Origin of the sequence: Nocardioides sp. (assembly GCF_035576065.1) — a bacterium.
GTDB lineage: Bacteria > Actinomycetota > Actinomycetes > Propionibacteriales > Nocardioidaceae > Nocardioides.
Genome location: NZ_DATLWX010000042.1, coordinates 78859 through 101781, shown reverse-complemented (window position 1 = coordinate 101781; position 22923 = coordinate 78859). Strand labels below are relative to the sequence as shown.

Sequence of the window (22923 nt, the reverse complement as noted above, 5' to 3'; positions counted from 1 at the left end):
TCAGCCTCTCAAACAGGTGCAACTAGGACGCGCGACGGGTCTCGGGGCCGGCACTTGAGGCGCCACTTGGGCCGGTCCGGGTCGGGCGTACGGCGATCCCGGTGCTGCGGTCCGCCGCACGCGCCGGGCGAGCGGGCAGGGCCCTGCGATGTGCCTGGCGATGGTCCTTCTCGAGCGCCTTCGCCAGGCGCTGGACGGCGACATCGCGATCGACCTCACCGCGACCCTCTCGAGCCAGCCAGCTGACCCACACGGTGGCACCGGCGGTCGCCAGGGCGGCCGGCACGAGCCACAGCAGGATCTCCATGTGGTCAGGGTAGGCCGACCCACTCCTCGCGACCGTCCGCGAAACGCTGGTGCTTCCAGATGGGTACTTCGGACTTGAGGGTGTCGATGAGGGCGCGCGATGCCTGGAAGGCGACATCGCGGTGACTGGCCGTCGTCGCCACGATCACCGCGACGTCCCCGATCTCCAGGTGCCCGATCCGGTGCACCGCGACCAGCCCGTGGACGTCGTGCTCGCTGGCGATCCGGGCACAGACGTCCTCCAGCCGCTCGTAGGCGCTCGGGTGGGCGCTGTAGTCGAGGGACGTCACGCCCTGTCCCCCGTCGTGGTCTCGGACCCGGCCCACGAACAGCGTCAGAGCCCCTGCCGCCACGTCATCGAGCACGTCGATGACCTCGTTGACGTCGAGGGCACTGTCGCGGATCGCGACAAGGCGGACGGCGGTGTGCTGGGGGGCCTGCGTCATGGGCAGAGTCTAGGTAACCCGCTGGGAGCCGGTGAGTAACGTGGAGCCATGAGCAACAACCCCGGAGAGTCGCCGGACGAGCCGAACCCGTTCAAGGGCACCCCCTTCGAGCAGATCTTCAGCGCTCTCGGCGGGGCCCTGGGCGGCGGCCCCGGAGGCGGATTCGGCGCGGCTGGTGGCCCGGGTCAGGGCGTTCCCGGGATGCCCGACCTCAGTGGCCTGATGAGCCAGATGCAGGCCTTCATGCAGCCGCACGACGGCCCGGTCAACTGGGCGGTCGTCACGGACGTGGCCCGCAAGGCTGCGGCGCAGACGCCTGACCCGACGCCGACCCAGGCCCAGCGCGACGCGATCGCGGACGCGGTGCGCCTGGCCGACCACTGGCTCGACGAGACCACCGACTTCCCGTCGGGCGTCACCACGACTGCTGCGTGGAGCCGCGCCGAATGGATCGTGGAGACCACCGACGTGTGGAAGCGGTTGGTCGAGCCGCTGGCCGGGTCGGCCGTCGGTGCTCTGAGCAACGCGCTGCCCGAGGACGCGCGGGCGATGGCCGGTCCCCTGATCGGGATGCTGGGCAAGATCACCGGCGCGATGGTCGCGACCCAGGTCGGCCAGGGCGTGGGCGCACTGTCCGGTGAGGTGCTGGGAGCCTCCGACATCGGACTCCCCCTCGGTCCGGACGGCAAGGCAGCGCTCCTGCCCGGCAACATCGACGCGTTTGCCGGCGAGCTCGACGTCAGCGCTGATGACGTCCTCCTCTACCTTGCGCTGCGCGAGGCCGCGCACCAGCGCCTCTTCGCCAACGTGCCCTGGCTCCGGGAGCACCTGATCGGCGCCGTGGCCGACTACGGCCGCGGCATGGAGATCAACGTCTCCGGCATGGAGGAGAAGCTCCGCGAGATCGACCCGATGAACCCGATGGCCATGCAGTCCGCCCTCGAGGGCGGACTCTTCGACCTCTCCAAGTCGCCGGCCCAGCAGGCCGCCCTCGATCGCCTGGAGATCACCCTGGCCCTGGTCGAGGGCTGGGTCGACGAGGTCGTCGGCCAGGCCACCCAGGAGCGGATGCCGGCAGCGACCAAGCTGCAGGAGTCCGTACGCCGCCGCAGGGCAGCCGGCGGTCCGGCGGAGCAGACCTTCGCCTCCCTCGTCGGCCTCGAGCTGCGGCCCCGCCGACTCCGCGACGCCTCGACCCTGTGGGGCTCGCTGCGGACCCGCCAGGGCACCGAGGGCCGAGACGGCGTGTGGATGCACCCCGACCTGCTGCCCACTGCCGCCGACCTGGACGACCCGCTCGGCTTCCGCGAGGACGCCGCGGCTCCTCTGTCCCTCTCCGAGGAGGACTTCGACGCCGGTCTGCGCGAGCTCCTCGACGGTCCGGACCCCGACCAGTCCGGCGACCAGCCCGGCCAGGAGTGAGCCGGCTGCACGCGGACGCCCTCGCCACCCTCCAGGGCTGGGTCGCACCGACGACCGACCAAGCGCTGCTGCGCGACCGTTACGTGTGCCTCCTCGATGCCCGCCCGGACGCCATGACGCGTGACTGTCTGCCCGACCACCTCACGGCCTCGACCCTGGTGTTCAACGAGGGCGCCACCCGCGTGCTGCTGACCCATCACGCGAAGGCACGCCGCTGGTTCCAGTTCGGCGGGCACCCCGAACCGGAGGACACCACCGTGGCGGGCGCCGCCCTCCGTGAAGCGGTGGAGGAGTCAGGACTCCAGCGATCCGACCTGTCGCTCGACCCCGTTCCCATCGAGCTCGACGCCCATCTCGTGCCGTTCTGCGCTCCCGGCACGGCAGTCCACCACTTCGACGTGATGTTCGCGGCCACCGCCCGCGCCGGTGCCCGCCACGCTGTCAGCGAGGAGTCGCTGGACGTCGCCTGGTGGCCGATAGACGACCTGCCCAACCCCGACCTGGCGTCGCGGATCGCGCCGGCGCTCGCTCGCCTGGGTCACTCGCCTTCGTCGTAGCCCTCCGGGAGCTCCATCCTCGCGGCCGTCGACCAACCGGCGAGGTAGCCCTTCGCGCGTTCGGCCTTGGGATAACGGTCGACCCACGCCCAGAACTTCGCATCGTGGCCCGGCTCGATCAGGTGCGCCAGCTCGTGGACCAGCACGTAGTCCACCACCCACGACGGCATCTGCTGGAGCCGTTCGGAGAGACGCACCGACCGGTCGCCGGGCGTGCACGAACCCCACCGAGACTTCTGGTTGGAGACCCACCGCACGCTCGACGGAGTCGCCAGCCCACCCAACCAGGTGTCGTTGAGGACCGCGGCCCGCGCCATCAGCTGCTCGTCGCTGGGCTTGCGGCGCCTCTCCTGCCGCTCGAGGCGCGCGACCATGTCGGTCACCCATCTCGCTTCGTCGCGCTTGCTCATCGAGGCGGGGATCAGCACGATGACCCGGTCGCCCTCGCGGTATGCCGACACGGTGCGCCGGCGGCGCTTCGAGCGCCGGACCTCGACGATGGGCGGCTCAGCCACGGTTGGCCCACTCGAGCAACCGGTCCCGTGGCCACGTGTTGATGACCCGGTCAGCGTCGATTCCGGCCTCCTCCGCTCGTGCGCAGCCGTAGTCGAGCATGTCGAGCTGGCCCGGCGCGTGCGCGTCGGAGTCGATCGAGAAGAGGCACCCGAGGTCGCGCGCGAGCTCGAGCAGGTCCGTCGGCGGGTCACGGCGCTCGGGGCGTGAGTTGATCTCGACCGCGGTGTCGTTGTCGCGGCAGGCCTCGAAGACCGCCCGGGCGTCGAACTGGCTCTGCTTCCGGACCCCGCGGTTGCCGGTGACGAGCCGTCCGGTGCAGTGGCCGAGCACGTTGGTGTATGGGTTGCGCACGGCGGCGATCATCCGACGCGTCATCGCGTCGCCCTCCATCGCCAGCTTGGAGTGGACGCTGGCCACCCGGACGTCCAGCCGAGCCAGCAGCTCGTCGGTCTGATCCAGCGAGCCGTCGTCGAGGATGTCGACCTCGATCCCGCGCAGCAGCGTGAACGTCTCGGTCGTCGCGTCCGGCGACACCAGATGGGCGTTGATGGCCGCGACCACGTCGAGCTGTCGGGCCAACCGTTCGGCGCTGAGGCCGCGAGCGATCTTGAGCCGGGGCGAGTGGTCGGTGAGCACGAGGTATTCGTGGCCCAGCTCCATCGCCGTCATGGCCATCTCCTCGATGGGCGAGCCGCCGTCGGACCAGTCCGAGTGGGAGTGGCAGTCGCCGCGGAGCTTCGCGCGCAGGCCCTGCCCGGTGTCGGCCAGGGGCCCGGCATGCTCGGCCTCGAGCTTGGCAAGACGATCGGGGAGCCGGCCGCGACACGCGTCGGCGATGACGGCAGCGGTGCTGGGCCCGATCCCGGGCAGCTCGGTCAGGGTGCCGGCCTCGGCACGCCTGCTCACCTCGTCATCGGGCAGCGGCAGGATCACTGCTGCCGCAGCCCGGAAGGCCTGGACCCGTCGGGTGTCCTCCCGTGCCCGCTCGAGCAGGAAGGCGATGCGGCGCAGCGCGGCCACCGGGCCAGCGGCGTACTCGCTCATCGCGTCTCCCCTCCTGAACGTCGGTCACAGATCATTTTGCTCCACAGGGCCTCGCCAAGCATTGTGGCTGGTCACGGGGCTGTCGGACGGTCCGGTAGGGCGTGTCCCACACAACCTCGTCCCCGCTGCCGGTCTGGTTCTCCCCCGCCGCGGCCCGTTGGTCCACAAGTTGTCCACAGGCCTGTGCACAGGCGTGGAAAGACCCCCATTGACCCCGCGATCAGCCATCTCGTAGGTTTGCGCCAGATGAGGCCCTCGGCCCGTCGGGCACGACCAGCGTGGGGAAGCGCTCGGTCGGACGCCAGCGGATCGAGGGCCTCGTCTTCATCTCCCCCGAAACTCCGGTGCGCGCCTCTCGCGACTGGCGCGGACGCCCTCCTGGAGGTCCGAGGTGGCCAGGGTCATCGGCTGGGCCAGCGACTCCCACTGCAGGGCGCTCTCGAAGTCGGCGTGGCCGCCGTCAGCGAGTGCGATCTTGGTGAGGCGAGTGGCGATCGGTGCCGTCGCGGCGATCTCGCGCGCGATGTCGAGCACCTCGTCGGCGAAGCTCGAGCCCTCCATCACCCGCGAGACCAGGCCGATGCGCAGCGCCTCGTCGCTGTCGACCACGCGCCCGGTGAGCAGCAGGTCGCGTGCGTGCGCGGCACCCACAACGTTGGGCAGCAGGTAGGTGCCGGCCATCCCGGCGTGCATGCCGAGCCTGACGAAGGGGACACCGAGCTTGGCGTCCCGGGCGGCGTAGCGGATGTCGCAGGCGAGGGCCAGGCAGAGTCCAGCGCCGATCGCGTGGCCGTTGACGGCCGCGATCGTGGGCACCTCGAGCCTGCGGATCGAGAGCCACGCTCGGTAGAAGGGCAGCATCCGGTTGCGGAGGTGGTCGACGCTGGCGTCCGGCTCGCTGGAGATCCAGCTGGTGTCACCTCCCGAGCAGAACGCCGATCCCTCGCCGGTGACCACGACGACCCGCACCGAGCGATCTCCCGCCAGGTCGTCGATGGCACGCACCCACGACGCGGTCATCTCCTCGCTCATGGCGTTGCGCATTCCGGGGTTGTCCAAGGTGAGGCGGACGACCCCGACAGCGGGACGATCGAGGCGCAGCTGCGCGTATTCAGGCGTGTTCTCGCGGCGCTCTTCAGACATGGGCTCACCCTACTGACCGAGCGTGTTGCGCCGTGCCTGAGCGCGCTTGGCGTAGGGTCGCTGACGGACCAGCGGTCAGCCGTGTGTCCCCGACGGGCTTCCCCATCCTCCCCGTCGTGACGAGGCGAGAACCCAAGCAAGGAGGCCCCTATGGCCGAAACCTGGAGTGGCGAGTTCTACTGCGTCAAGTGCAAGGAGAAGCGCGAGGCGGAGGGCGAGGTCAAGGTCAACGACAAGGGCACCCGGATGGCGAAGGCCGTCTGCCCGGTCTGCAGCACCAACCTCAACCGCATCCTCGGCAAGGCGTGAGACTCGCCTACCACCACCAGCTCAGCCGGCGACGTCACCCCAGCGGTGACGTCGCCGCTGGCATTTGACGGGCCTGTGGACGGCCGGATGCGAGCGACCACTCTCGCTGCTTGAGTGTCGCCATGGAGTCGATCCGGGCGCAGGTGCACGCGCCACCCGCGTATGCCGACCGCATCACCGAGCTCGTGACGCTGGCCGGGCTCCGACCGAGCGACTCTGCCGATCTTGCGCTCCTCGTGACCGCGCAGGACGACCCCTCCGCCACTGACCGGTGGCTGGTCGACTCCCTGCCCCATCTGGTCATGTGCCTGGGTGGCGAGTCGATCCGGCTCGGCCCCTTCGTCCAGCCGGGGGTCACGGCGTGCCTGCGGTGCGTGCAGGTGGGGGGTGCCGCCACTGCGTCCGCGGCGCCTGCCCTCGCACCCGGCGAGCCGCTGGATCCGGCGCTGCTGATGGCCGGAGTGGGGTGGGCGGTGCGCGACCTGGCGACGTGGCACTCCGGCGGGTTGCCCCTGACGTGGTCGTCCTCCCTCACGCTGGCCAGCGACCGGCAGCCCGAGCTGCAGCGCTGGCTGCGGCACCCGCACTGCGGTTGCTCGTGGGGCCTGCCAGACCAGTCGGCCGGTCACCTGACCGATGATGGGGCCGATGATGGGGCCGATGATGGGGCCAGTCGCCGGGTCGGCTGACGCTGGGTGCTACCACCACTCGTTGTCGAGCTTGCCCTCGATGGCCCGCAGGTGGGTGCGCGAGCACTCGTCGCAGTAGGTCCGGCGACGGCCGTTCTCGACCGACGTCGTCCACGACAGTGTCTCGGCCTGCTCGGCCTGTCGGCCACAGAAGTCACAGGTGCGCATGAGATCACGCTACCCGGCCGAAATGCACCAGAGCCGGCACGACAGGAGTCTGTCGTGCCGGCTCTGCTTGCATCACCCGCGATCAGGGTGAGCTGGTCGCTAGATCGCGCGAGCGAGGGCGAGACGCGCCTGCTGCGCGGCCAGTTCGGCCTTGCGGCTCATGCGACGGGCCAGGGCCAGCTGGTGGCCACGCCGCAGCTGCTGCGCCTCTCCCAGGCGCGCGGTCATCTGCGCGCGCGCCAGGCTTTCGTGCATCGTGTTCATGTCGTGTCCTTTGAAAGAGTTGAGTTGCTGAGTGGTGTTCATGTGTTGAGGTGCTCCGGTCGTTCGTGAGAAGGGGTGCGGCCCTGATCAGGCTGCGGCGTTCTTGCGGGGTCGACCGCGGGGACGCTTGCGCGGGATCACCACGCCCTGAAGGAAGAGCTCGCCGCCCCAGACGCCCCACGGCTCACGCCGTTCAAGGGCCCCGTCGAGGCACAGAGCCTGGACAGGGCACGCCTGGCACAGGGTCTTGGCGAACTCGACGTCGGACGGGGATTCGGCAAACCACAGCTCTGACTCGTTGGTACGGCAGGGCAGCAGCTCGTCATCCACCTGGGCAGCCGCGTCGTGGAGGCCGCCCAGGTCTCCCTGGGTGACATCGCCGGCTCGGTTGCGGTCGAGAACACTGATGGTCATGTGTTTCACCTCCTTCTCGTTGACCTGATCGCTGGTGCAAGTTCGTGTGATCGGGGTCCGCGGGCTCAACGCCTCCGGAGAGACGAAAAGACCGCGGATCCCGGTGGGGATCCGCGGCCTGGAGGTGAGCCGTTCAGTTGCTTGTCAACTGATCGGCGGACTCCAGGCGGGAGATCCCGGGAAGACGCCCTTGATGCGGACTGCATCGAGGCGCACGTCGCCCATGACGGCTCCGGACACCGGCGCCGTGATGCCGCATGTGTGCGGCCGGGCGTAGGCGGAGGTGGAGGCGTTGACGGGCATGACGAAGCTCGGCTCGATTGCCGGCTGCTGCCATGTGGTGAAGATCTTCATTGCGGTCCACCTCCTCAGGTGATCGGGCGCTGATCGGTGTCAGTGATCGTGTGCGCGTGGCTTGTGGGAGTAAAAGTAGCGGCTGCCCCGTGTAATGGGCAAACGATTTTATGGGTATTTCTTCATTTTTCTTCGGCGGCCAGCACAGCGAGCACATCGTCGCCGTACTTCATGAGCTTGGAGGCCCCGACTCCGCTGATCTTGAGCAACCCGCGCTGGTCGCTGGGGCGGTGCTCGGCGATCAGCTGCAGGGTCGCATCGGTGAAGACGACGAAGGCCGGGACACTGTCGTCGGCGGCCCGGGCCAGGCGCCACTCGCGAAGCCGCTCGAAGAGGCCTTCGTCGTAGGACGCCGGACAGTCGCTGCACCGGCCGATCTTCTTCTCCGAGGGGGAGCCGAGCGGCCCACCGCACTCTCGGCAGTGACGCGCCTTGCGGTTGCGACCCGCTGCGGACGTGACCGTGGCGGACCGCTCGACCTCGGCCACTGCGTCGAGGAACCGGGACGGCTTGCGGGATCCACGGCCGCCCGGGTTGCGCGCCAGCGCCCACGAGATCGCCAGCGTCTTGCGCGCTCGGGTCATGCCGACGTAGAGCAGGCGCCGCTCCTCCTCGATCTCGGCCGGAGTCTCGGCGTAGACGATCGGGAGCGTGCCGTCCTGCATGCCGCAGAGGAAGACCGCGTCCCACTCCAGGCCCTTGGCGGTGTGCAGGGTGGCCAGCGTGACGCCGTCGGCCAGCGGGGCGTGCTGCTCTGAGGCGCGTCGATCGAGATCGTCGACGAGCGACCCGAGGGCGGCGCCGGGGTGCTCGCGGACGAACTCGGCGGCCTGGTCGACCAGTGCCTGCAGCGACTCCCAGCGGTTGCGGGTCTCCCCGCGCGTCCCCGGGGGCTCCGGGGTCCAGCCCATCCCGGACAACGTGGCCTGGACGAGATCGTCCACGGAGCCCTCGCCCTGGCCGGAGCGGGCGGTGCCTCGCAGCAAGGTCACCGCCTGACGCACCTCGGGACGGTCGAAGAAGCGCGCGGCGCCCCGGACGACATAGGGGATCTTGCGTCGGCTCAGGGCGTCCTCGAAGGTCTCGGACTGGGCGTTGATCCGGAAGAGGATGGCCATCTCGCCCGCCGGCGTGCCGGCGGCGCGCAGGGCCGCGATCTTGTCGGCGGTGGCGGCGGCCTCGGCCACCTCGTCGGTGTGGGCGTTGTAGGTCACCTCCGGGCCGGCCGGCTGCTGGGCGACGAGCCGCACGCCCCTGCTCGGACTTCCCGCCAGCATCTGGTTGGCCGCCCCGACGATCTGCGGCGTGGACCGGTAGTTGCGGACCAGCTCGACGCACGTGGTTGCGGGGTATTTCTTGGCGAAGTCGCGCAGGTAGGAGGCGTTGGCCCCGGCGAAGGAGTAGATCGTCTGGGCGGGGTCGCCGACGACACAGATCTCGTTGCGGCCACCGAGCCAGAGGTCGAGCAGGGCTGACTGCAGCGGCGACACGTCCTGGAACTCGTCGACGACGAGCCACTTGTACTGTCGTCGGACCTGTGCCGCCACGGCTTCCTCGTCGGCGAGCAGGCCGGCAGCGAACAGGAGGACGTCCTCCATGTCCATGCGGGTCTGGCCGCGCTTGATCTCCTCATAGCCCTCGTAGATCCGGGCCACCGACGCGGCATCGAGCTTGGCCACGGAGCGGCCCCGCTGCTCGGCCACCCGGGCGTAGTCGTCGGGCGAGACGTTGCTGACCTTGGCCCATTCGACCTCGCTGGCGAGGTCGCGCAGCAGCGCTTGGTCGGTCTGGACGCGCTGACGCCGGGCAGCTCCGGCGAGCAGTCCGATCTTGGACTCGATCAGCTCTGGCAGCTCGTGTCCGTGCACCCGGGGCCAGAAGTAGCGCAGCTGGCGCAGCGCCGCGGAGTGGAACGTCCTGGCTTGCACTCCGCCGGCACCGAGGCCACGAAGTCGTCCCCGCATCTCGCCGGCCGCGCGCGTCGTGAAGGTGACGGCGAGGACCTCGGTGGGCGCGTAGACCCCTGTCGCGACGCCGTAGGCGATCCGGTGCGTGATCGCCCGGGTCTTGCCGGTGCCCGCGCCCGCGAGCACGCGAACGGGCCCGCGGATGGCCTCAGCGACCTGGCGCTGCTCGGGGTCGAGGGCAGCCAGCAACTCGTCGGGCGTGGGCATGGGTGCGGAACAACTCCGGGTGATGAGAGGTTGTGCTGGACGGATATCGAAACCCTAGACGTCAGGACGGACAACGCCTCATGAGCGAGCGAAGCTTCACGATGTACAGCACGCCGTGGTGCGGCTACTGCCACCGACTGAGGGGCCAGCTCGACCGCGAGGGCATCAGCTACGAGGTCATCGACATCGAGCAGCACCCGGAGGCCGCAGTGACGGTCCAGGAGGTCAACAACGGCAACCAGACGGTCCCGACCCTGGTGTATGCCGACGGCTCGGCCCAGACCAACCCCTCGCTCGCCCAGGTGAAGGCGAAGCTCGCGTCCCTCACCAGCTGACCGACCGACGATACGGGTCGGTCACCAGCCGCCGGTCAGCGGCGATCCCAGCCAGGTCTCCATGAGCGACGCGGAGATGGAGATCCCGCTCGAGACTGCGATGCGATCTGCGGTATCGCCGCGCAGGTCGGCCCTGCTGACCCACCGCGCCTCGGCCATCTCCGTCCCGTCGACCTCGATGTCCTCGGTGAGCGCCCGCGCGGTGAAGCCCACCATCAGGCTCGCGGGCAGCGGCCACGGCTGGTTGCCGAAGTAGGTGACCTCACCGACGAGCACGCCCGTCTCCTCGAGCACCTCGCGGCGTACGGCGTCCTCGAGCGTCTCGCCTGGCTCGCAGAAGCCGGCCAGCGTGGAGAAGCGTCCCTCCGGCCACGACACCTGACGTCCGAGCAGGATCCGCTCGTCGTCGCTGCCGGGTTCCCCCTTGGTGACCGCCATGATGACCGCCGGGTCGGTTCGTGGGAACTGCGGCTTCCCGCACTCGATGCAGTCGAGCTGGTGCCCAGCGTGGCTCGACTCGAGCTCGCCCCCACAGCGTGGGCAGAACCGGGTCACCCAGTGCCATTCGGCGAGACCGACTGCGTGGAAGAGCCACGGCACATCCCCCACCAGCGACTCATCGCCCGCCAGCAGGGCCGGGAAGAGCGCGCGCAGGGCGACCCACTCGTCACGTTCGCCGTCGACGTCACCCGGCTGGGCGATCACCGCGAAGCGGGTCACGCACTCGGCATGGCCCAGCAGGACACGCCTGCCCTTCGGTGCTTCCGCGGGGCTGACCCAGTGCACCGCACCGTCGACGGGACGCAGCCTGGTCCCGACCAGCACCAGGACAAGTGTCGAGTCGTCCGCCCATCTCTCGGCCAACCAGTCTGCGTCCGTGCGCCGCATCCCCTCGCGGTCATGGGCGCGGACAGACAGGGCCACGTGCGGCAGGAAGCGGATCACGTGCACAGGCTACGACCGCGTCTCCGTCGCCGTACGACCCCTCTAGGCTGACCACGTGAGCAAGCGAAGCGAGCGAATCATCAAACACAGCGCGCCACGTGCCTCATGCGCGCGCGGAGCGAAGCGAGCACGTGCATGAGCACCCACATCGGCGCAGCGCCCGGAGACATCGCCCCCGTCGTCCTGATGCCCGGGGACCCCCTGCGCGCCAAGTGGATTGCCGAGACGTTCCTCGACGACGCGCAGTGCTACACCGAGGTCCGCGGGATGTACGGCTACACCGGGACCTGGCACGGACAGCGCGTGTCGGTGCAGGGATCCGGCATGGGCCAGCCGTCGCTCGCGATCTACGTCAACGAGCTCTTCACCGACTACGACGTCGAGTCCGTCATCCGCGTCGGGTCTTGCGGGGCCCTGACCGAGAAGGTCGCCGTCCGCGACGTCGTCCTGGCCAGCGGTGCCTGCACGGACTCGTCGATGAACCAGCTGCGCTTCGGGGGCCTCGACTACGCACCGGTCGCCGACTTCGGCCTGCTGAGCCGGGCGTACGCCGCCGCGCAGGCGACCGACGGCGTCACCAGCCACGTCGGTCTCATCATCTCGAGCGACTCGTTCTACTCACCTCGCCCCGAGCTGATGTTGCCCATGACCGACCACGGCGTGCTCGCCGTCGAGATGGAGGCGAGTGCGTTGTACACGCTCGCTGCGGCGTACGACCGCAAGGCACTGGTCGTGTGCACCGTCAGCGACCACATCGTCACCGGCGAGCAGACGACGTCGGCCGAGCGCGAGCAGACCTTCGACGCGATGGTCCACATCGCGCTGTCAGCAGCACTCGCCTGAGGACCGTGCCGACCATCACGATCTCGGTCGGCTCGGCCTGACCCAGGCGGCTCCCTCCGGGGCCGAGCGCGCTCCGTTGACGTGGTTTGATGTCCGCGAATGGCACCAAAGCCACAGCTCTTCCTGCCCCGGTGCCGCTGGGGGGGCTCTGGCCGGAGACAGCGGTCGTTCGGTGCCACCTGGTGGCAGCAAGGCACCGCTGTCTTCGATGCGCCCGGCTGCGACAGCTCCTCCTGCTCCGGATCAGGGACCGGATCAGTGACGCGCTGCGGGCCGGCCCCGGGAGATCAGCCGGCGATGATCCTCTCCAGCTCCTCGCGACCGGGCAGGTCGTCGGGCTCCACGGTCCGCCCGGTGCGGACGTAGTGGAACACCGCGTGCACGGACGTCAGCGGCACGTCGTTGATCTCGGCCCAGGCGAGGCGGTAGATGGCGAGCTGCAGCGGGTCGGCGGTCTCGGCCCTGTTGGTCTTCCAGTCGACCACCAGGAAGGACCCGTCCTCCTCGCGATAGGCGGCGTCGATCCGACCCCGGACGACCTGTCCGGCCAGCACGAGCGCGAACGGGGCCTCGACACGGTGAGGGGCTCGGTCGGCGAAGGGGCCACGCTCGAAGCTGCGGATGACGTCGTGGAGCTCACCTGAGTCCTCGATGTCCGCGTCGGCCCGCCCCCAGAGCTCGTCGGGCTCCAGCAGCGCCTGCTGGCCGAAGCGCGCCTCGACCCAGGCGTGGAAGTCAGTGCCGAAGCGGGCCTGAGCCGACGGCGCGCGTGGCATGGGTCGGGCGAGCTCGCGGGCCAGGGCATCGGAATCGGTGTGCAACCGGGTGAGCGCGGTCGCCGAGAGGCTCGAGGGCATCGGCACGGCCACGTCGGTAGCGCGTGCGGCGCGGGCCTCGGCGACGAGCTGGCCGAGGTCGTCGTCCCAGTCGGCCACCCGAGCGGACTCGATCAGGTCGAGGTCGTCGTCGGGAGCGGTCGGATCGGCAGCGCGCACGAGCTCCGCGGCGGCGAGCCGTCGCCGTGCCTCCTCACCCGGACCGGGCACCGGCCACGGCCTCGAGGGGTCGACCTCGTCGTTGGGGTTGGGCGGCTTGCCGGTCGGCCGGTCCAGCCAGGCACCGACAGGTGCGCCCCAGTGCTCGAGCTGTTCGCGCACCACGCGCTGGTAGGCGGACGGCCCGAACGGAGTGGCTCGCTGGGCCCAGACGTAGGACGTGACGGCGAGATGGTGGGCGGCCCGGGTGAAGGCGACGTAGCCGAGGCGCAGCTCCTCCTCCGCATCGTGCTCCCGGGTGGCCGCACGATAGGCGTCGAGCGCGGCCTTGTCGTGGCCGTGCAGCTGGGGCTGGTCCGCCCGGTCGCCGCGAAGTGGCGCCGGCAGCACGGCCGGCGACGACGTCCACAGGGTCCGTGACCGGTTGCTCGGGAACCGCGTCTCGCCGACCCCGACGCAGAACACCGAGGACCACTCCAGGCCCTTGGCCCGGTGGACGGTCAGGAGCTTGACCGAGTCGGCGGCGGTCGGGGTGGCGATGTCGAGACCGTTGCCGTCGTCGTCCTCGGCCGTCAGGTAGGCCAGCAGCGCGGGGAGGGTCACGTCGCCGTCGACCGACTGGAACTCGGCCACGGCCTTGACGAAGAGATCGAGGTTGTCGCGCCGCGCCGCCGCGGACACAGCGGTGGCGGACGCCAGCTCGACGTCGACGCCGGTGGTGTCGATGACGCGGCGTACGACATCGAGGAGCGGGTCACCGACGTGGCTGCGCAGGCGCCGCAGCTCCCCGGCGAGGAGCCCGAAGCGCTCGCGAGCCTCCGGGGAGAACGGAGCCTCGCCCGGATCCTCGAGCGCGTCGCTGAGAGCGGGGAGCTCGGAGACGTCGATGCCGTCGGCGATGCGCAGGAGCTGCTGGCCGATCGAGGCCGCCTCGCTGCGGTCGCGGCCACCGCCGATCTCGGCTGCGCGCTCGGCCAGGAGGCGCAGGTCGCGCGGCCCGATCGCCCACCGTGGACCTGCCAGCAGGGTCAGGACCGCGGCATTGGCGGTCACGTCGTGCAGCAGGGAGAGCGTTGCCACGACCTCCGCGACCTCGGGCAGTCGGATCAGTCCCGACAGGCCCACGATCTCGACCGGCACGCCGGCCCCGGTCAGCGCGTCGTAGACCTCGGCCGCGTGGGCGTTGTCGCGGCACAGCACCCCGACCTCGGACCACGGCGTGCCTGCGTCATGGACCTCGGTCACCGATCGCGTGAGCCAGTCGAGCTCGTCGACCGCGCGCTCGAAGACGTGTGTCTCCACGACGCCGTCAGGAGTCCCCTCTGGTGCCCGGAGCCGGGCGACCTTGTCGCCGTACGCCGCGAGGAGGGGCTCGGCCAAGCGGTTGGCCACGTCGAGGATGCGCCGGTCGGAGCGTCGGTTGACGGTGAGTGGCAGCCGGCCGGGCTCGCCGTCGGCCGCGGGGAAGGTCTCGGCGAAGTTGAGGATGTTGGAGACCGATGCGCCGCGCCAGCCGTAGATCGCCTGGTTGGGATCGCCGACCGCCATGACCGGGTGGCCGAGGCCTGAGTCCGGGGAGGGGCCCGAGAAGAGCCGGGCGAGCATCGTGGCCTGGGCGACCGAGGTGTCCTGGTATTCGTCGAGCAGGACGACCTTGAACCGGCCTCGCTCGACCACCCCGACGTCGGGTTGCTCCGCGACGAGCCGGGCGGCGAGGGCGATCTGGTCACCGAAGTCCATGAGTCCCAGGTCTGCCTTGAGCCGGCGATAGCCGGCCACGAGCTCCAGGAGCTCGGCTCGCCTGTCCAAGGCGTTGATGGCCCGGTCGATGGCCTCCAGATAGGTCTTGCGGGCCTTGCCCTGGACCTCTTCAGCACGCGCGCTCTCGAACCCCTGGCGTGCCTCGCCGTCCACGCGACGGACGTCGTCGGCAGCGACCAGGTGCTCACTCATCGCCCCGTCCAGTGCCAGGACGTTCTGGATGACGGTCGCCGGGTGGTCGGACAGCAGCTCGATGTGACCGGTGAACCGGTCGATCACCCGCGCACCGAGCTGGTAGCGAGAGGCGTCGGACACGACGCGGGTGTCGGGCTCGTGTCCGATCCGCAGCCCGTGATCGGTCAGGAGGCTGCCGGCGTAGGCGTGGTAGGTGGCGACGGTGGGCTCCAGGACGTCTTCGCCATCGGCGACGACCGAGCGCAGGCCGGCGTTGGAGAGGGCCAGCGCGACCCTGCTCCGCAGCTCGGCAGCGGCCTTGGTCGTGAACGTCAGCCCCAGGACCTCCTCGGGCCGCACCCGCCCGGTCGCGACGAGGTAGACGACCCGCTGGGCCATCAGGGTGGTCTTGCCGCTGCCGGCGCCCGCCACCACGACGGTCGGGCGCAGCTCGGCGGTGATCGCCTCCCACTGCTCCGGACTCGGCGCGTGTCCTCCCATGAGTGCCTGGAGGTCGGCTGGGGTGTCCAGGCGGATCGGCGTTGATGGGGTCATTGGACGGTCACCGAGCCTGCGCCCCGGGCCGGACAGATCGGCACGAACGAGCAGTCGCGGCAGTGCGGACCCGGGACCGCCGGGAAGGTCTCGTGCGTGATCAGCGTCGCGGCCCGCGCGAGCCCTTCGCGCAACAGCTCGCGTTCGGGACCGCCGTCGACGTGCGCCTCCTGGACCTGCACCTTGGCGAGCTCGGTGTCGTCCTGGATGCCGAGCTGCACCAGCTCCGCACCACCGGACCTGGTGGGTCGGCCGACCACCTCGTCGAGCGCTCCCGCGTCGACGGCGTATTGGTACAGCGCGAGCTGCAGGTTGGCCTTGACGGCCGGCGCGGACGGGGCACTCCGGCTGGTCTTGAAGTCGACCACGACCACCTCGCCGTCCTGCGTCAGCTCCAGGCGGTCGGCCGTGCCGTTGAGGGTGATCTCCTGTCCTTGGACCTGCACGACGGTCTTGAAGCGCGTCTCCGCGGCCACGAACTCTCGTCCATTGGACTCGTGCCAGGCCACGAAGCGTTCGATCGCCTTGCGGATGCGGTCGTGCTCCCGCTTGCGCGACCAGGGCGTGCGGAACGCGAGTCGCCCCCACACTGCGTCCACCTCGCTCATGAGCACGTCGACGTCGGCGATGAGCTCGGACGTGGCCACCCGCTCGGCCAGTGCGTGCACGATCTGGCCGAGGTTGACCGCCTGGTGCGCTGCCGTCAGGCCGCCTGCCTCCCGCGCCAGGAACCATTGGGCGGGGCACGTCATCAGTGCGTCGAGCATGCTCGCGGAGACCGGGACCGGGCGTTCGGGGTCGCGCACCGGTCGAGGCGACCTGGTGACCGCGCGGGTGCCCCACCACGACGACGGATCGGCCTGGGGCACCAGGGGGCGACCACCGACCTCCTCAGCCGCCAGGGCAGCGAGGCGTCGGGCAGCGGCATGCCGGAGAGGCTGGGAGGTGTCCGGGTCGGCGACGGTACGGCGCAGGTCGGCCACCAGACCGCCGAGGGACAGCGGGCGGGGCGGGCGTCCGTTGTGGTGCTCCGCGACGAGCTCGAGCTCGGCCAGGAACCGCGAGGGTTGCTCGCCCTCGTCCTCGTCGGACCTGACCGCCGTGACGACCAGACGTCGGCGGGCACGGGTGCACGCGACGTAGAACAGCCTGCGCTCCTCCATGAGCAGGGCCCGGGCGGTGACGGGAGGCACGAGATCGGGCCGGCCGGTGCCGTCCAGACCGATCCGATCGGCTCCCAGCAGGCTGGACCGGCGGCGCAGGTCCGGCCAGCCCTCCTGCTGCACGTGCGCCACGACCACGAGGTCCCACTCCAGCCCCTTCGACCGGTGGGCGGTGAGCAGCCGGACGGCGGAACCCCGCACCCCCTTCTCGGCGAGGGTGTCGCCGGGAATCTGCTGGGCGACGAGGCCGGCGAAGAAGGCACCGACACCGACGTGGTCCCGGTGCTCGACGGCGCGAGCAGTGACCTCGAACAGGGCGCAGATCGAGTCGAGGTCCTTGTGCGCGCGGCGTGCCGCCGCCCCGCCGTGGTCGACCTGACGACGGAGGCGGTCGGGCCAGCTCGTGCCGGACCACAGATGCCACAGCACGTCCTCGACGCTGGCCCGCTGCTCGAGAAGGGCTGATGCGGAGCGCAGGAGGGACGCGAGGGCGCGACAGCGGTCGACCTCGGGTCCGTCCAGCCCGGCGAGGAAGTCGTCGGCGGCGACGGCGAGGCGCAGCAGCTCCCGACTGGTGCGGGGCGCCTCGTTGACCTTCTCCCGCGTGCGCAGGCGGCGCACGAGAGCGCGGAGATCACTGGCGTCGAGTCCCCCCAGCGGTGAGAGCAGCAACGACTCGATGCGCCCGGGGTCGAGGAAGTCGGCCGAGTCGGGGTCATTGTTGTCGAGGTTGACCACGGCACGCAGGGCGTCGAGGAGGGGCACCACCGCCGGGTCGCGCACCAGCGGCACCTCGTCGGTGGCGACCTCGACGGGGACGCCGGCGGCGGCGAGCGCTCGTCGCAGCGGGGGAATCGACGCCTGGCCGGAGCGGACGAGCACCGCCATCTCCGACCACTCGATGCCGTCCTCGAGGTGTGCGCGCCGCAGGAGGTCGGCGAGGTGCTCGGACTCGGCGCGATCGGTGTCGAAGGTGTGGACCTCGACCCGGCCCTCGCCGTGTGCTCCGGGGACGGCCTGCGGGGACAGGAACGCGTCGCGGGCCTCGGGGCCGATGCTGCCCGTCAGCGGAAGACGGGCGGCGATCCGGCCCGCGGCCAGCAGCAGGCGCGGGCCGAAGCGGCGGGTGTGCCGAAGCACGAGGACCGGGGCTCGTTGGCCCGAGGAGGTGGGGAACTGGCCTGGGAAGTCGAGGATCCCCCGGACGTCGGCGCCCCGGAACCCGTAGATCGACTGGTGCGGGTCGCCGACCACGGTGAGGTTGCGTCCGTCGCCCGCCAGTGCGCGCAGCAGGGCGACCTGGCCCGGGTCGGTGTCCTGGTATTCGTCGACGAAGACGTGGGTGAACCTGGCTCGCAGCTCATCGCGGTGCGCCTCGGCAGTGATCACGGCCCGACGGATGAGGTCGGGATAGTCGGTGGCGCCGAGGTTGTCCAAGACGGTGAGGTATTGCTCCAGGAACAGCCCGGCAGCGACGAACTCGGGCAGCCCGTTGGCCGCGCCCAGCGCTTCGAGCCCGGCGGGGTCCAGGCCCTTCTCCCGCGCCCGGGACAGGACGGCATGCACCTCTCGGGTGAAGCCGCGGGTCCCCAGGGCGCTGTTCAGCGCCTCGGGCCAGGCGACCGACTCGGGGTTGTCCATCAGCAGCTCGCGCAGCACGACGTCGGCCTCGGGGGCCGACAGCAGCCGCAACGGGGCGTCGTACAGATCAAGCGGGCTGTAGGCACGGATCAACGAGTAGGCGAAGGAGTGGAACGTCGAGCACGTCGCCGCCGACGTGGTGCGTCCGACCCGCGCGCTCACGCGGTCGCGCAGCTGCTCTGCGGCCTTGCGGGAGAAGGTCAGGGCCAGGACCTGGTCGGGATGCACACCACGTCGCTCGATGAGCTCGGCGATGGCCTCGACCATGGTCGTGGTCTTCCCCGTGCCGGGACCGGCGAGCACCAGGAGCGGGCCGCCGGCGTGGTCGACGACCTCCTGCTGGTGCTCGTCGAGCGTCGGGCGCGAGGGCGCCGGCGCGGCCGCCCGGACAAGGCGGTAGCGCGTGGTGGGCGGGGAGGTCGCGGCCATGGCTGCACTCAAACAGACGACACCGACAGTGCGCGGCGGACCCTCACCCGTCGGCCGGCCGCTCGTTGTAGACCCCGGCGGCTTCCTGTCCGCTGAGCTCGCCGATCGCAGCCATCACCCGGTCCGTGAGCTCGCGGCGGGCGCGGCCCGACGGCACACCGTCATAGCCCGTAGGGAGGATCGGTGGTCCGAAGGCAATGCTCACCGGGCTCACCGGCGCGAGCCGCGGCACGCGGGCTCCCACCGGCTGCAGGTCCTGCGTGCCCCGCAGCCCGACCGGCACGATCGGGGCGCCGGCGCTGAGCGCGAGGTGGGCCACACCGGTGCGGCCGCGATACAGGCGGCCGTCCCGCGACCTCGTGCCCTCGGGATAGATGCCGAAGGCCTCCCCTCGACCGAGCACCTCGAGCGCCGTGTCGAGGCTGGCGAGCGCCGACGAGTTGTTGTCGCGGTCCACCGGCAGCATGCCGAGCCCCTCGAACCACGCGCGGACGAACGCACCCTTGATGCCGGTCCCCTCGAAGTAGTCGGACTTCGCCAGGAACACCACCTTGCGCGGCACCACCACCGGGATCACGGTGCTGTCGATGAAGCTGAGGTGGTTGCTGGCCAGGATCACGGCACCCGTTCGCGGGACGTGCTCGAGTCCGGTCACCGTCGGCCGCCAGATGGCCTTGGCGACGGGCGGGACGACTCGGTGGACCGCGGCGAAGAACATGTCGCACATCTTCCCCTGCGTGGATGTGCAAATAGACGAAGGGCCCTTGCAAGTATGAGTTGCAAGGGCCCTTCTGGTGACCGGATCGTGGTGACGCCTCCAGTCGACGGCTCTTCGTCTTCGGATCCCAGCGGTTTCGTCACCCAGCCGCTGCGACGGGTTGCCCCGTCGGATGGATCTTCACTTCCGAGCTGTCCCGCTCTCCCCGGGGGGAGTGCGTGGGAGTAGTTCTATGCCGTCGGCCGCGCCCCGCACAAGGGGTTGGGAGAACCAATTCGAACTGATTCTGGTTGACCCGCGTGTCCTCCACAAAGCAGGGAGGTTCTCCACATCATGACCCGTTCCTGTCCACAGTTTTCCGTCGCACCTGTGGAGAGACCGGGACGGGTTGATCGCGAAATCGCAGGCCGATCGTCAGGGCGGCGACCACCAGGAAGCCAATCGCGACCGGCCACATGAGCGGCTGGTCCGGGACGTCGTCCAGACTCGCGACGGCCAGATAGGCCACCGGGGCGGCGAGGAACGACAGCACCCCGCGGCGGACCCAGATGCGGACCAGTCGTGGGTGGATCGCTGCGCGAGCGGGTCCGTACGCCGCAAGCACCCCTCCCACGTGGGCGGTGTGCAGGAGCGCGGCGGCCACCAGGACGCGCGGTTGGACGGGGTCCGGAACGGCCAGGACCCACCAGGCCATGACGAGCAGCAGCACCACCGGCCCTGCGGCCAGCTCGGGCCACGCCGCCCAGAGCAGGGAGACAGCCGCCGCGAGCGCCAGGACCGGGGCGCTCGGTCGCACGGGTGCGACCAGCAGGGCCAGGACCGGTGACAGGGCCACGAGGACCCGACAACCCACCTGGCTGCGGCTCCAGGTCCGCCAGGTGGTCATCTGTTCCGCACCCTGGGGAGCTGCTGGCGCTGTTGTTGCTGGCGCAGCACCTCATCGACGGTGCCCGGACCTCGCCACGTCACGACGGGACACCCCAGGGCGGCCAGCCGATCGAGCAGGGAGCTCCGCTCCAGGATGCGCATTCGCCAGGCCAGGCCGGCCGCCGATGTCGGCCCACCGATCTCGTCCATCGCTCGCTCCCCCAGCGTGTCGATGACCACCACAGAGACTCCCCTGGCCGAGAGCAGCGCGGTTGCGGCGACGAGCGGAGCGTGCAGCATCGTGGACAGCACGTAGACGATGCAGTCCCCGGTGACTCCCAGCTCGAGGCTGTCGGCCGTCATCGGGGAGGTGTCGGGCAGCACGCGCGCCAGCGTGCCGGTGAGCCGGTGCAGGTGCCGGGGGCCACTGCCCAGAGGCACGCGGACGTCCCTCGGGCCCACCACTCGCAGGCCGACGCGGTCGCCGCGTCGGATGTGGTGGTCGCTCAGGGCCGACGCCGCCCGGACAGTCAGGTCGAGGCTGCTGGCACGCCCGTCCACCCCGCCCGAGACACCGATGTCGCGCAGCGCGTCCACCACGACCAGGACCGACGCGTCCTGCTCGGCCCGCGTGGTCACGACCTGCAGCTCTCCGGTCCGAAGCGACACCGGCCAGCTGATCCGGCGCAGCCGATCCCCCGGCCCGAAAGGACGGATGCCGGCGAACTCGGTCCCGCTGCCGACCCGGCGCGACCGGTGCGCGCCGACCAGACCGTCGGGTTGCGGGGCCTCTGCGGTCGAGTCGTAGGCCGCGGCCTGGGGCCACACGGTCAGCTGCTGGGCGGGCATCCGCTCCGGTCCCCACCGGTAGCCGCACCAGGCGCTGGTCAGCGCCACCTGCTCGTCACCGACGTTGCGTCGGCCCCAGCGACGCGGGGTGAGCGCGATGACGCGGGCGTCGGCCCGGTCCATCGGCACCGCCATCGCACCGGAGGCGGGCACGGTTGCGACGTACGCCGCCCGCGTCTGCACTCGCGTGACCTGCTCGACGGCGTCGCCGTCGACGATCTCGAGCGTCGAGGTGGTGCCCTGCCCCTCGTGCAGCCGGACCAGCCCCAGGCGAGGCACGATCCTGGGGTCGACGTCGGGCCCGCCCAGCAGCCCCATCAGGACGGGCAGGACGAAGGAGGACGCCATCACCACGAGCGCCGGCGAGCCGGTCAGGGCGGCGCCGACCAGCCCCACGGCCGCCACCACGGTCGCCCGGCCGAGGGCGGGCGTCGGTGCCCACCCGTTCACGATCGCTCCAGCGCTCCGGGCGCACGCACACCGCTCAGCACGGCCTTGACGACCGCGCCCCCGGAGGCCTGCGTCATCCACAGCTCGGGCTTCACGGTGATCCGGTGGGCCAGCACGGACGGCGCCACGGCCTTGACGTCCTCGGGGATGACGTAGTCGCGTCCCCGGATGAGCGCCCAGCCGCGGGCGGCGAGCACCAGGCCGAGACTGCCCCGGGGCGAGGCCCCGATGAGCACGTCGGGGTGGGCACGTGTCGCCTCGGCGAGGGCGACGCAGTAGCGACCGACGCTGGGGTCGACCTGCACGCGCTCGGTGGCCGCCTGCACCGCGCTCAGCCCCGCAGCGTCGGTCACCGCCTCGACGGTGATCTCCTCGCGCTGGCGAGCGATGCGACGGGCCAGCACGTCGTACTCCTCGTCCGCCGTCGGGTATCCGAAGGTGACGCGCAGCAGGAACCGGTCGAGCTGGGCCTCGGGCAGCGGGTAGGTGCCTTCGTACTCGACGGGGTTGGCGGTGGCCAGGACGTGGAAGGGCACCGGCAGGGGGTGCGTCTCCCCCTCGACCGTCACCTGGCCCTCCTGCATCGCCTCCAGCAGGGCGGCCTGGGTCTTGGGCGGGGTGCGGTTGATCTCGTCGGCCAGCAGCAGTCCCGCGAACAGCGGCCCGCGACGGAACGAGAACTCCCCCACCCGCTGGTCGTAGATGTAGGAACCGGTGAGATCGGCCGGCAGCAGGTCGGGCGTGAACTGCGCCCGGGAGAAGTCGAGTCCGAGCGCCTGGGCGAACGTCCGCGCGGCGAGGGTCTTGCCGAGACCTGGGAAGTCCTCGATCAACACGTGACCCTTGGCCAGGATCGCGGCCAGCACGAGACTCAGCGCCTGCTGCTTGCCGACGACGGCCCGACCGACCTGGCTCAGCACCTCCTGAGCCACGGCGGCTGCCTCGACGGCGGTGAGCTCGCTGGGCTGGGGCACGGCGTCAGTCGTCGTCATGGGGCTGCTCGATTCGGGTTAGGTAGCGGTCGATGTCGGTGGCCTTGAGGCGTCGCGGCGCCTCCTCGGCCAGGGCGCGGAGCTCGGGGTCGCTGAGCGCCGGGTCCCGGGCCCGGGCGAGCCCGACGAGGAGGCGGTGCAGCGCGGGACCGGGGTCGCGCGCTGCCAGGTGGTTGGCCACCACCCGGTGCTGGACGCTGTCATCGGCGGCATCGGGACGGGCGTACGGCGACAGCGGCTCGTCCCAGGGCGCGGTGCCGATTCCGAGGACGTCGAGGACCAGCCACAGCAACGTGACTCCGGTCGTCGCCATCAGCGCCCACCGCAGCGGGTCCGGGTCGAAGTCGAGGAGCGTGAGCGCGACCTGCCCCCCGACCGCCACCAGCACGAGCACAGCCAC

Annotated in this window: 24 protein-coding genes; 6 read left to right on the top strand and 18 right to left on the bottom strand. The window is 70.9% G+C overall.

Translation table 11 applies throughout. The features are described from left to right. Positions 1-22: 22 nt before the first annotated feature. Positions 23-307, bottom strand: a complete 285-nt coding sequence (locus VNJ48_RS18665; protein WP_325604886.1) for a hypothetical protein — start codon at positions 305-307, stop codon at positions 23-25. A gap of 4 nt (positions 308-311) precedes the next feature. Continuing rightward, positions 312-752, bottom strand: a complete 441-nt coding sequence (locus VNJ48_RS18660) for a molybdenum cofactor biosynthesis protein MoaE (RefSeq protein ID WP_325604884.1) — start codon at positions 750-752, stop codon at positions 312-314. A 48-nt stretch (positions 753-800) separates the two neighbouring features. Here VNJ48_RS18660 and VNJ48_RS18655 point away from each other — a divergent pair, with 48 nt between their 5' ends. Both VNJ48_RS18655 and VNJ48_RS18650 read left to right on the top strand, forming a co-directional pair. After that, the gene (locus VNJ48_RS18655; protein WP_325604882.1) at positions 801-2174 is read left to right on the top strand and encodes a zinc-dependent metalloprotease; all 1374 of its coding nucleotides are present in this window, start codon (positions 801-803) and stop codon (positions 2172-2174) included. Then, positions 2171-2731, top strand: a complete 561-nt coding sequence (locus VNJ48_RS18650; RefSeq protein ID WP_325604880.1) for an NUDIX hydrolase — start codon at positions 2171-2173, stop codon at positions 2729-2731. The genes VNJ48_RS18655 and VNJ48_RS18650 overlap by 4 nt, the downstream gene beginning before the upstream one ends. On the opposite strand, the gene VNJ48_RS18645 is transcribed toward VNJ48_RS18650, so the two are convergent. The 3 genes from VNJ48_RS18645 to VNJ48_RS18635 form a co-directional block, all read right to left on the bottom strand. After that, the gene (locus tag VNJ48_RS18645) at positions 2713-3246 is read right to left on the bottom strand and encodes a M48 family metallopeptidase (RefSeq protein ID WP_325604878.1); all 534 of its coding nucleotides are present in this window, start codon (positions 3244-3246) and stop codon (positions 2713-2715) included. The two genes, VNJ48_RS18650 and VNJ48_RS18645, sit on opposite strands and share 19 nt — an antisense overlap. After that, a complete protein-coding gene (locus tag VNJ48_RS18640) occupies positions 3239-4291 on the bottom strand; it encodes a PHP domain-containing protein (protein ID WP_325604876.1) in 1053 nt (350 codons plus the stop codon). The genes VNJ48_RS18645 and VNJ48_RS18640 overlap by 8 nt, the downstream gene beginning before the upstream one ends. Before the next feature lie 324 nt (positions 4292-4615). Beyond that, a complete protein-coding gene (locus VNJ48_RS18635; RefSeq protein WP_325604874.1) occupies positions 4616-5434 on the bottom strand; it encodes an enoyl-CoA hydratase/isomerase family protein in 819 nt (272 codons plus the stop codon). Positions 5435-5584: 150 nt separating this feature from the next. Here VNJ48_RS18635 and VNJ48_RS18630 point away from each other — a divergent pair, with 150 nt between their 5' ends. Next, positions 5585-5743, top strand: coding sequence for a DUF5679 domain-containing protein (locus tag VNJ48_RS18630; protein WP_091115022.1), 159 nt, complete (start codon positions 5585-5587; stop codon positions 5741-5743). Between the two features lie 122 nt (positions 5744-5865). Continuing rightward, on the top strand, positions 5866-6432 hold the full coding sequence (locus tag VNJ48_RS18625; protein WP_325604872.1) for a hypothetical protein: 567 nt from the start codon (positions 5866-5868) through the stop codon (positions 6430-6432). A 9-nt stretch (positions 6433-6441) separates the two neighbouring features. On the opposite strand, the gene VNJ48_RS18620 is transcribed toward VNJ48_RS18625, so the two are convergent. The 5 genes from VNJ48_RS18620 to VNJ48_RS18600 all read right to left on the bottom strand — a co-directional run bounded on the left by VNJ48_RS18620 (position 6442) and on the right by VNJ48_RS18600 (position 9806). After that, positions 6442-6600 (bottom strand): hypothetical protein, encoded by a 159-nt coding sequence (locus tag VNJ48_RS18620; RefSeq protein ID WP_325604870.1) that lies wholly within the window; start codon positions 6598-6600, stop codon positions 6442-6444. 99 nt (positions 6601-6699) lie between these two features. Next, positions 6700-6864 (bottom strand): hypothetical protein, encoded by a 165-nt coding sequence (locus VNJ48_RS18615; protein ID WP_325604868.1) that lies wholly within the window; start codon positions 6862-6864, stop codon positions 6700-6702. 87 nt (positions 6865-6951) lie between these two features. After that, a complete protein-coding gene (locus VNJ48_RS18610) occupies positions 6952-7278 on the bottom strand; it encodes a WhiB family transcriptional regulator (RefSeq protein ID WP_325604866.1) in 327 nt (108 codons plus the stop codon). A gap of 144 nt (positions 7279-7422) precedes the next feature. Then, positions 7423-7632 (bottom strand): hypothetical protein, encoded by a 210-nt coding sequence (locus VNJ48_RS18605; protein ID WP_325604864.1) that lies wholly within the window; start codon positions 7630-7632, stop codon positions 7423-7425. Positions 7633-7754: 122 nt separating this feature from the next. Then, a complete protein-coding gene (locus VNJ48_RS18600; protein WP_325604862.1) occupies positions 7755-9806 on the bottom strand; it encodes an ATP-dependent DNA helicase UvrD2 in 2052 nt (683 codons plus the stop codon). 80 nt (positions 9807-9886) lie between these two features. Here VNJ48_RS18600 and VNJ48_RS18595 point away from each other — a divergent pair, with 80 nt between their 5' ends. Continuing rightward, a complete protein-coding gene (locus VNJ48_RS18595) occupies positions 9887-10141 on the top strand; it encodes a mycoredoxin (protein ID WP_325604860.1) in 255 nt (84 codons plus the stop codon). 21 nt (positions 10142-10162) lie between these two features. Here VNJ48_RS18595 and nudC read toward each other — a convergent pair whose 3' ends face one another. Beyond that, positions 10163-11086 carry an NAD(+) diphosphatase gene (gene nudC / locus VNJ48_RS18590; RefSeq protein WP_325604858.1) on the bottom strand — a complete coding sequence of 308 codons (924 nt, stop codon included), beginning with the start codon at positions 11084-11086 and terminating at the stop codon, positions 10163-10165. Positions 11087-11221: 135 nt separating this feature from the next. Here nudC and deoD point away from each other — a divergent pair, with 135 nt between their 5' ends. Then, positions 11222-11929, top strand: a complete 708-nt coding sequence (gene deoD, locus VNJ48_RS18585) for a purine-nucleoside phosphorylase (protein WP_325604856.1) — start codon at positions 11222-11224, stop codon at positions 11927-11929. 287 nt (positions 11930-12216) lie between these two features. Here the strand turns inward: deoD and VNJ48_RS18580 are convergent, their stop codons facing one another. From VNJ48_RS18580 to VNJ48_RS18550, 7 genes are all read right to left on the bottom strand, one after another. After that, a complete protein-coding gene (locus tag VNJ48_RS18580) occupies positions 12217-15414 on the bottom strand; it encodes an ATP-dependent DNA helicase (RefSeq protein WP_325604854.1) in 3198 nt (1065 codons plus the stop codon). Next, entirely contained in the window at positions 15411-18647 is a 3237-nt protein-coding gene (locus VNJ48_RS18575) for an ATP-dependent DNA helicase (protein ID WP_325604852.1), read from the bottom strand. Before VNJ48_RS18575 ends, VNJ48_RS18580 begins: the two co-directional genes overlap by 4 nt. 43 nt (positions 18648-18690) lie before the next feature. Further along, positions 18691-19365, bottom strand: a complete 675-nt coding sequence (locus VNJ48_RS18570; protein ID WP_325604850.1) for a lysophospholipid acyltransferase family protein — start codon at positions 19363-19365, stop codon at positions 18691-18693. A 331-nt stretch (positions 19366-19696) separates the two neighbouring features. Continuing rightward, complete coding sequence (locus tag VNJ48_RS18565) at positions 19697-20251, bottom strand: hypothetical protein (protein WP_325604848.1); 555 nt, start codon at positions 20249-20251, stop codon at positions 19697-19699. Further along, positions 20248-21531, bottom strand: a complete 1284-nt coding sequence (locus VNJ48_RS18560; protein ID WP_325604846.1) for a DUF58 domain-containing protein — start codon at positions 21529-21531, stop codon at positions 20248-20250. The genes VNJ48_RS18565 and VNJ48_RS18560 overlap by 4 nt, the downstream gene beginning before the upstream one ends. After that, positions 21528-22523: a MoxR family ATPase gene (locus VNJ48_RS18555; protein WP_325604844.1), complete on the bottom strand. Its 996-nt coding sequence runs from the start codon at positions 22521-22523 to the stop codon at positions 21528-21530. Before VNJ48_RS18555 ends, VNJ48_RS18560 begins: the two co-directional genes overlap by 4 nt. Next, positions 22510-22923 (bottom strand): hypothetical protein, encoded by a 414-nt coding sequence (locus VNJ48_RS18550; RefSeq protein WP_325604842.1) that lies wholly within the window; start codon positions 22921-22923, stop codon positions 22510-22512. The genes VNJ48_RS18555 and VNJ48_RS18550 overlap by 14 nt, the downstream gene beginning before the upstream one ends.

What these genes read in the sequence shown, in the direction of transcription:
- VNJ48_RS18665 (WP_325604886.1), bottom strand. Translation starts at nt 307, where the DNA reads ATGGAGATCCTGCTGTGGCTCGTGCCGGCCGCCCTGGCGACCGCCGGT.
- VNJ48_RS18660 (WP_325604884.1), bottom strand. Translation starts at nt 752, where the DNA reads ATGACGCAGGCCCCCCAGCACACCGCCGTCCGCCTTGTCGCGATCCGC.
- VNJ48_RS18655 (WP_325604882.1), top strand. Translation starts at nt 801, where the DNA reads ATGAGCAACAACCCCGGAGAGTCGCCGGACGAGCCGAACCCGTTCAAG.
- VNJ48_RS18640 (WP_325604876.1), bottom strand. Translation starts at nt 4,291, where the DNA reads ATGAGCGAGTACGCCGCTGGCCCGGTGGCCGCGCTGCGCCGCATCGCC.
- VNJ48_RS18635 (WP_325604874.1), bottom strand. Translation starts at nt 5,434, where the DNA reads ATGTCTGAAGAGCGCCGCGAGAACACGCCTGAATACGCGCAGCTGCGC.
- VNJ48_RS18630 (WP_091115022.1), top strand. Translation starts at nt 5,585, where the DNA reads ATGGCCGAAACCTGGAGTGGCGAGTTCTACTGCGTCAAGTGCAAGGAG.
- VNJ48_RS18625 (WP_325604872.1), top strand. Translation starts at nt 5,866, where the DNA reads ATGGAGTCGATCCGGGCGCAGGTGCACGCGCCACCCGCGTATGCCGAC.
- VNJ48_RS18620 (WP_325604870.1), bottom strand. Translation starts at nt 6,600, where the DNA reads ATGCGCACCTGTGACTTCTGTGGCCGACAGGCCGAGCAGGCCGAGACA.
- VNJ48_RS18615 (WP_325604868.1), bottom strand. Translation starts at nt 6,864, where the DNA reads ATGAACACGATGCACGAAAGCCTGGCGCGCGCGCAGATGACCGCGCGC.
- VNJ48_RS18610 (WP_325604866.1), bottom strand. Translation starts at nt 7,278, where the DNA reads ATGACCATCAGTGTTCTCGACCGCAACCGAGCCGGCGATGTCACCCAG.
- VNJ48_RS18605 (WP_325604864.1), bottom strand. Translation starts at nt 7,632, where the DNA reads ATGAAGATCTTCACCACATGGCAGCAGCCGGCAATCGAGCCGAGCTTC.
- VNJ48_RS18600 (WP_325604862.1), bottom strand. Translation starts at nt 9,806, where the DNA reads ATGCCCACGCCCGACGAGTTGCTGGCTGCCCTCGACCCCGAGCAGCGC.
- VNJ48_RS18595 (WP_325604860.1), top strand. Translation starts at nt 9,887, where the DNA reads ATGAGCGAGCGAAGCTTCACGATGTACAGCACGCCGTGGTGCGGCTAC.
- deoD (WP_325604856.1), top strand. Translation starts at nt 11,222, where the DNA reads ATGAGCACCCACATCGGCGCAGCGCCCGGAGACATCGCCCCCGTCGTC.
- VNJ48_RS18580 (WP_325604854.1), bottom strand. Translation starts at nt 15,414, where the DNA reads ATGACCCCATCAACGCCGATCCGCCTGGACACCCCAGCCGACCTCCAG.
- VNJ48_RS18575 (WP_325604852.1), bottom strand. Translation starts at nt 18,647, where the DNA reads ATGGCCGCGACCTCCCCGCCCACCACGCGCTACCGCCTTGTCCGGGCG.
- VNJ48_RS18570 (WP_325604850.1), bottom strand. Translation starts at nt 19,365, where the DNA reads ATGTTCTTCGCCGCGGTCCACCGAGTCGTCCCGCCCGTCGCCAAGGCC.
- VNJ48_RS18565 (WP_325604848.1), bottom strand. Translation starts at nt 20,251, where the DNA reads ATGACCACCTGGCGGACCTGGAGCCGCAGCCAGGTGGGTTGTCGGGTC.
- VNJ48_RS18555 (WP_325604844.1), bottom strand. Translation starts at nt 22,523, where the DNA reads ATGACGACGACTGACGCCGTGCCCCAGCCCAGCGAGCTCACCGCCGTC.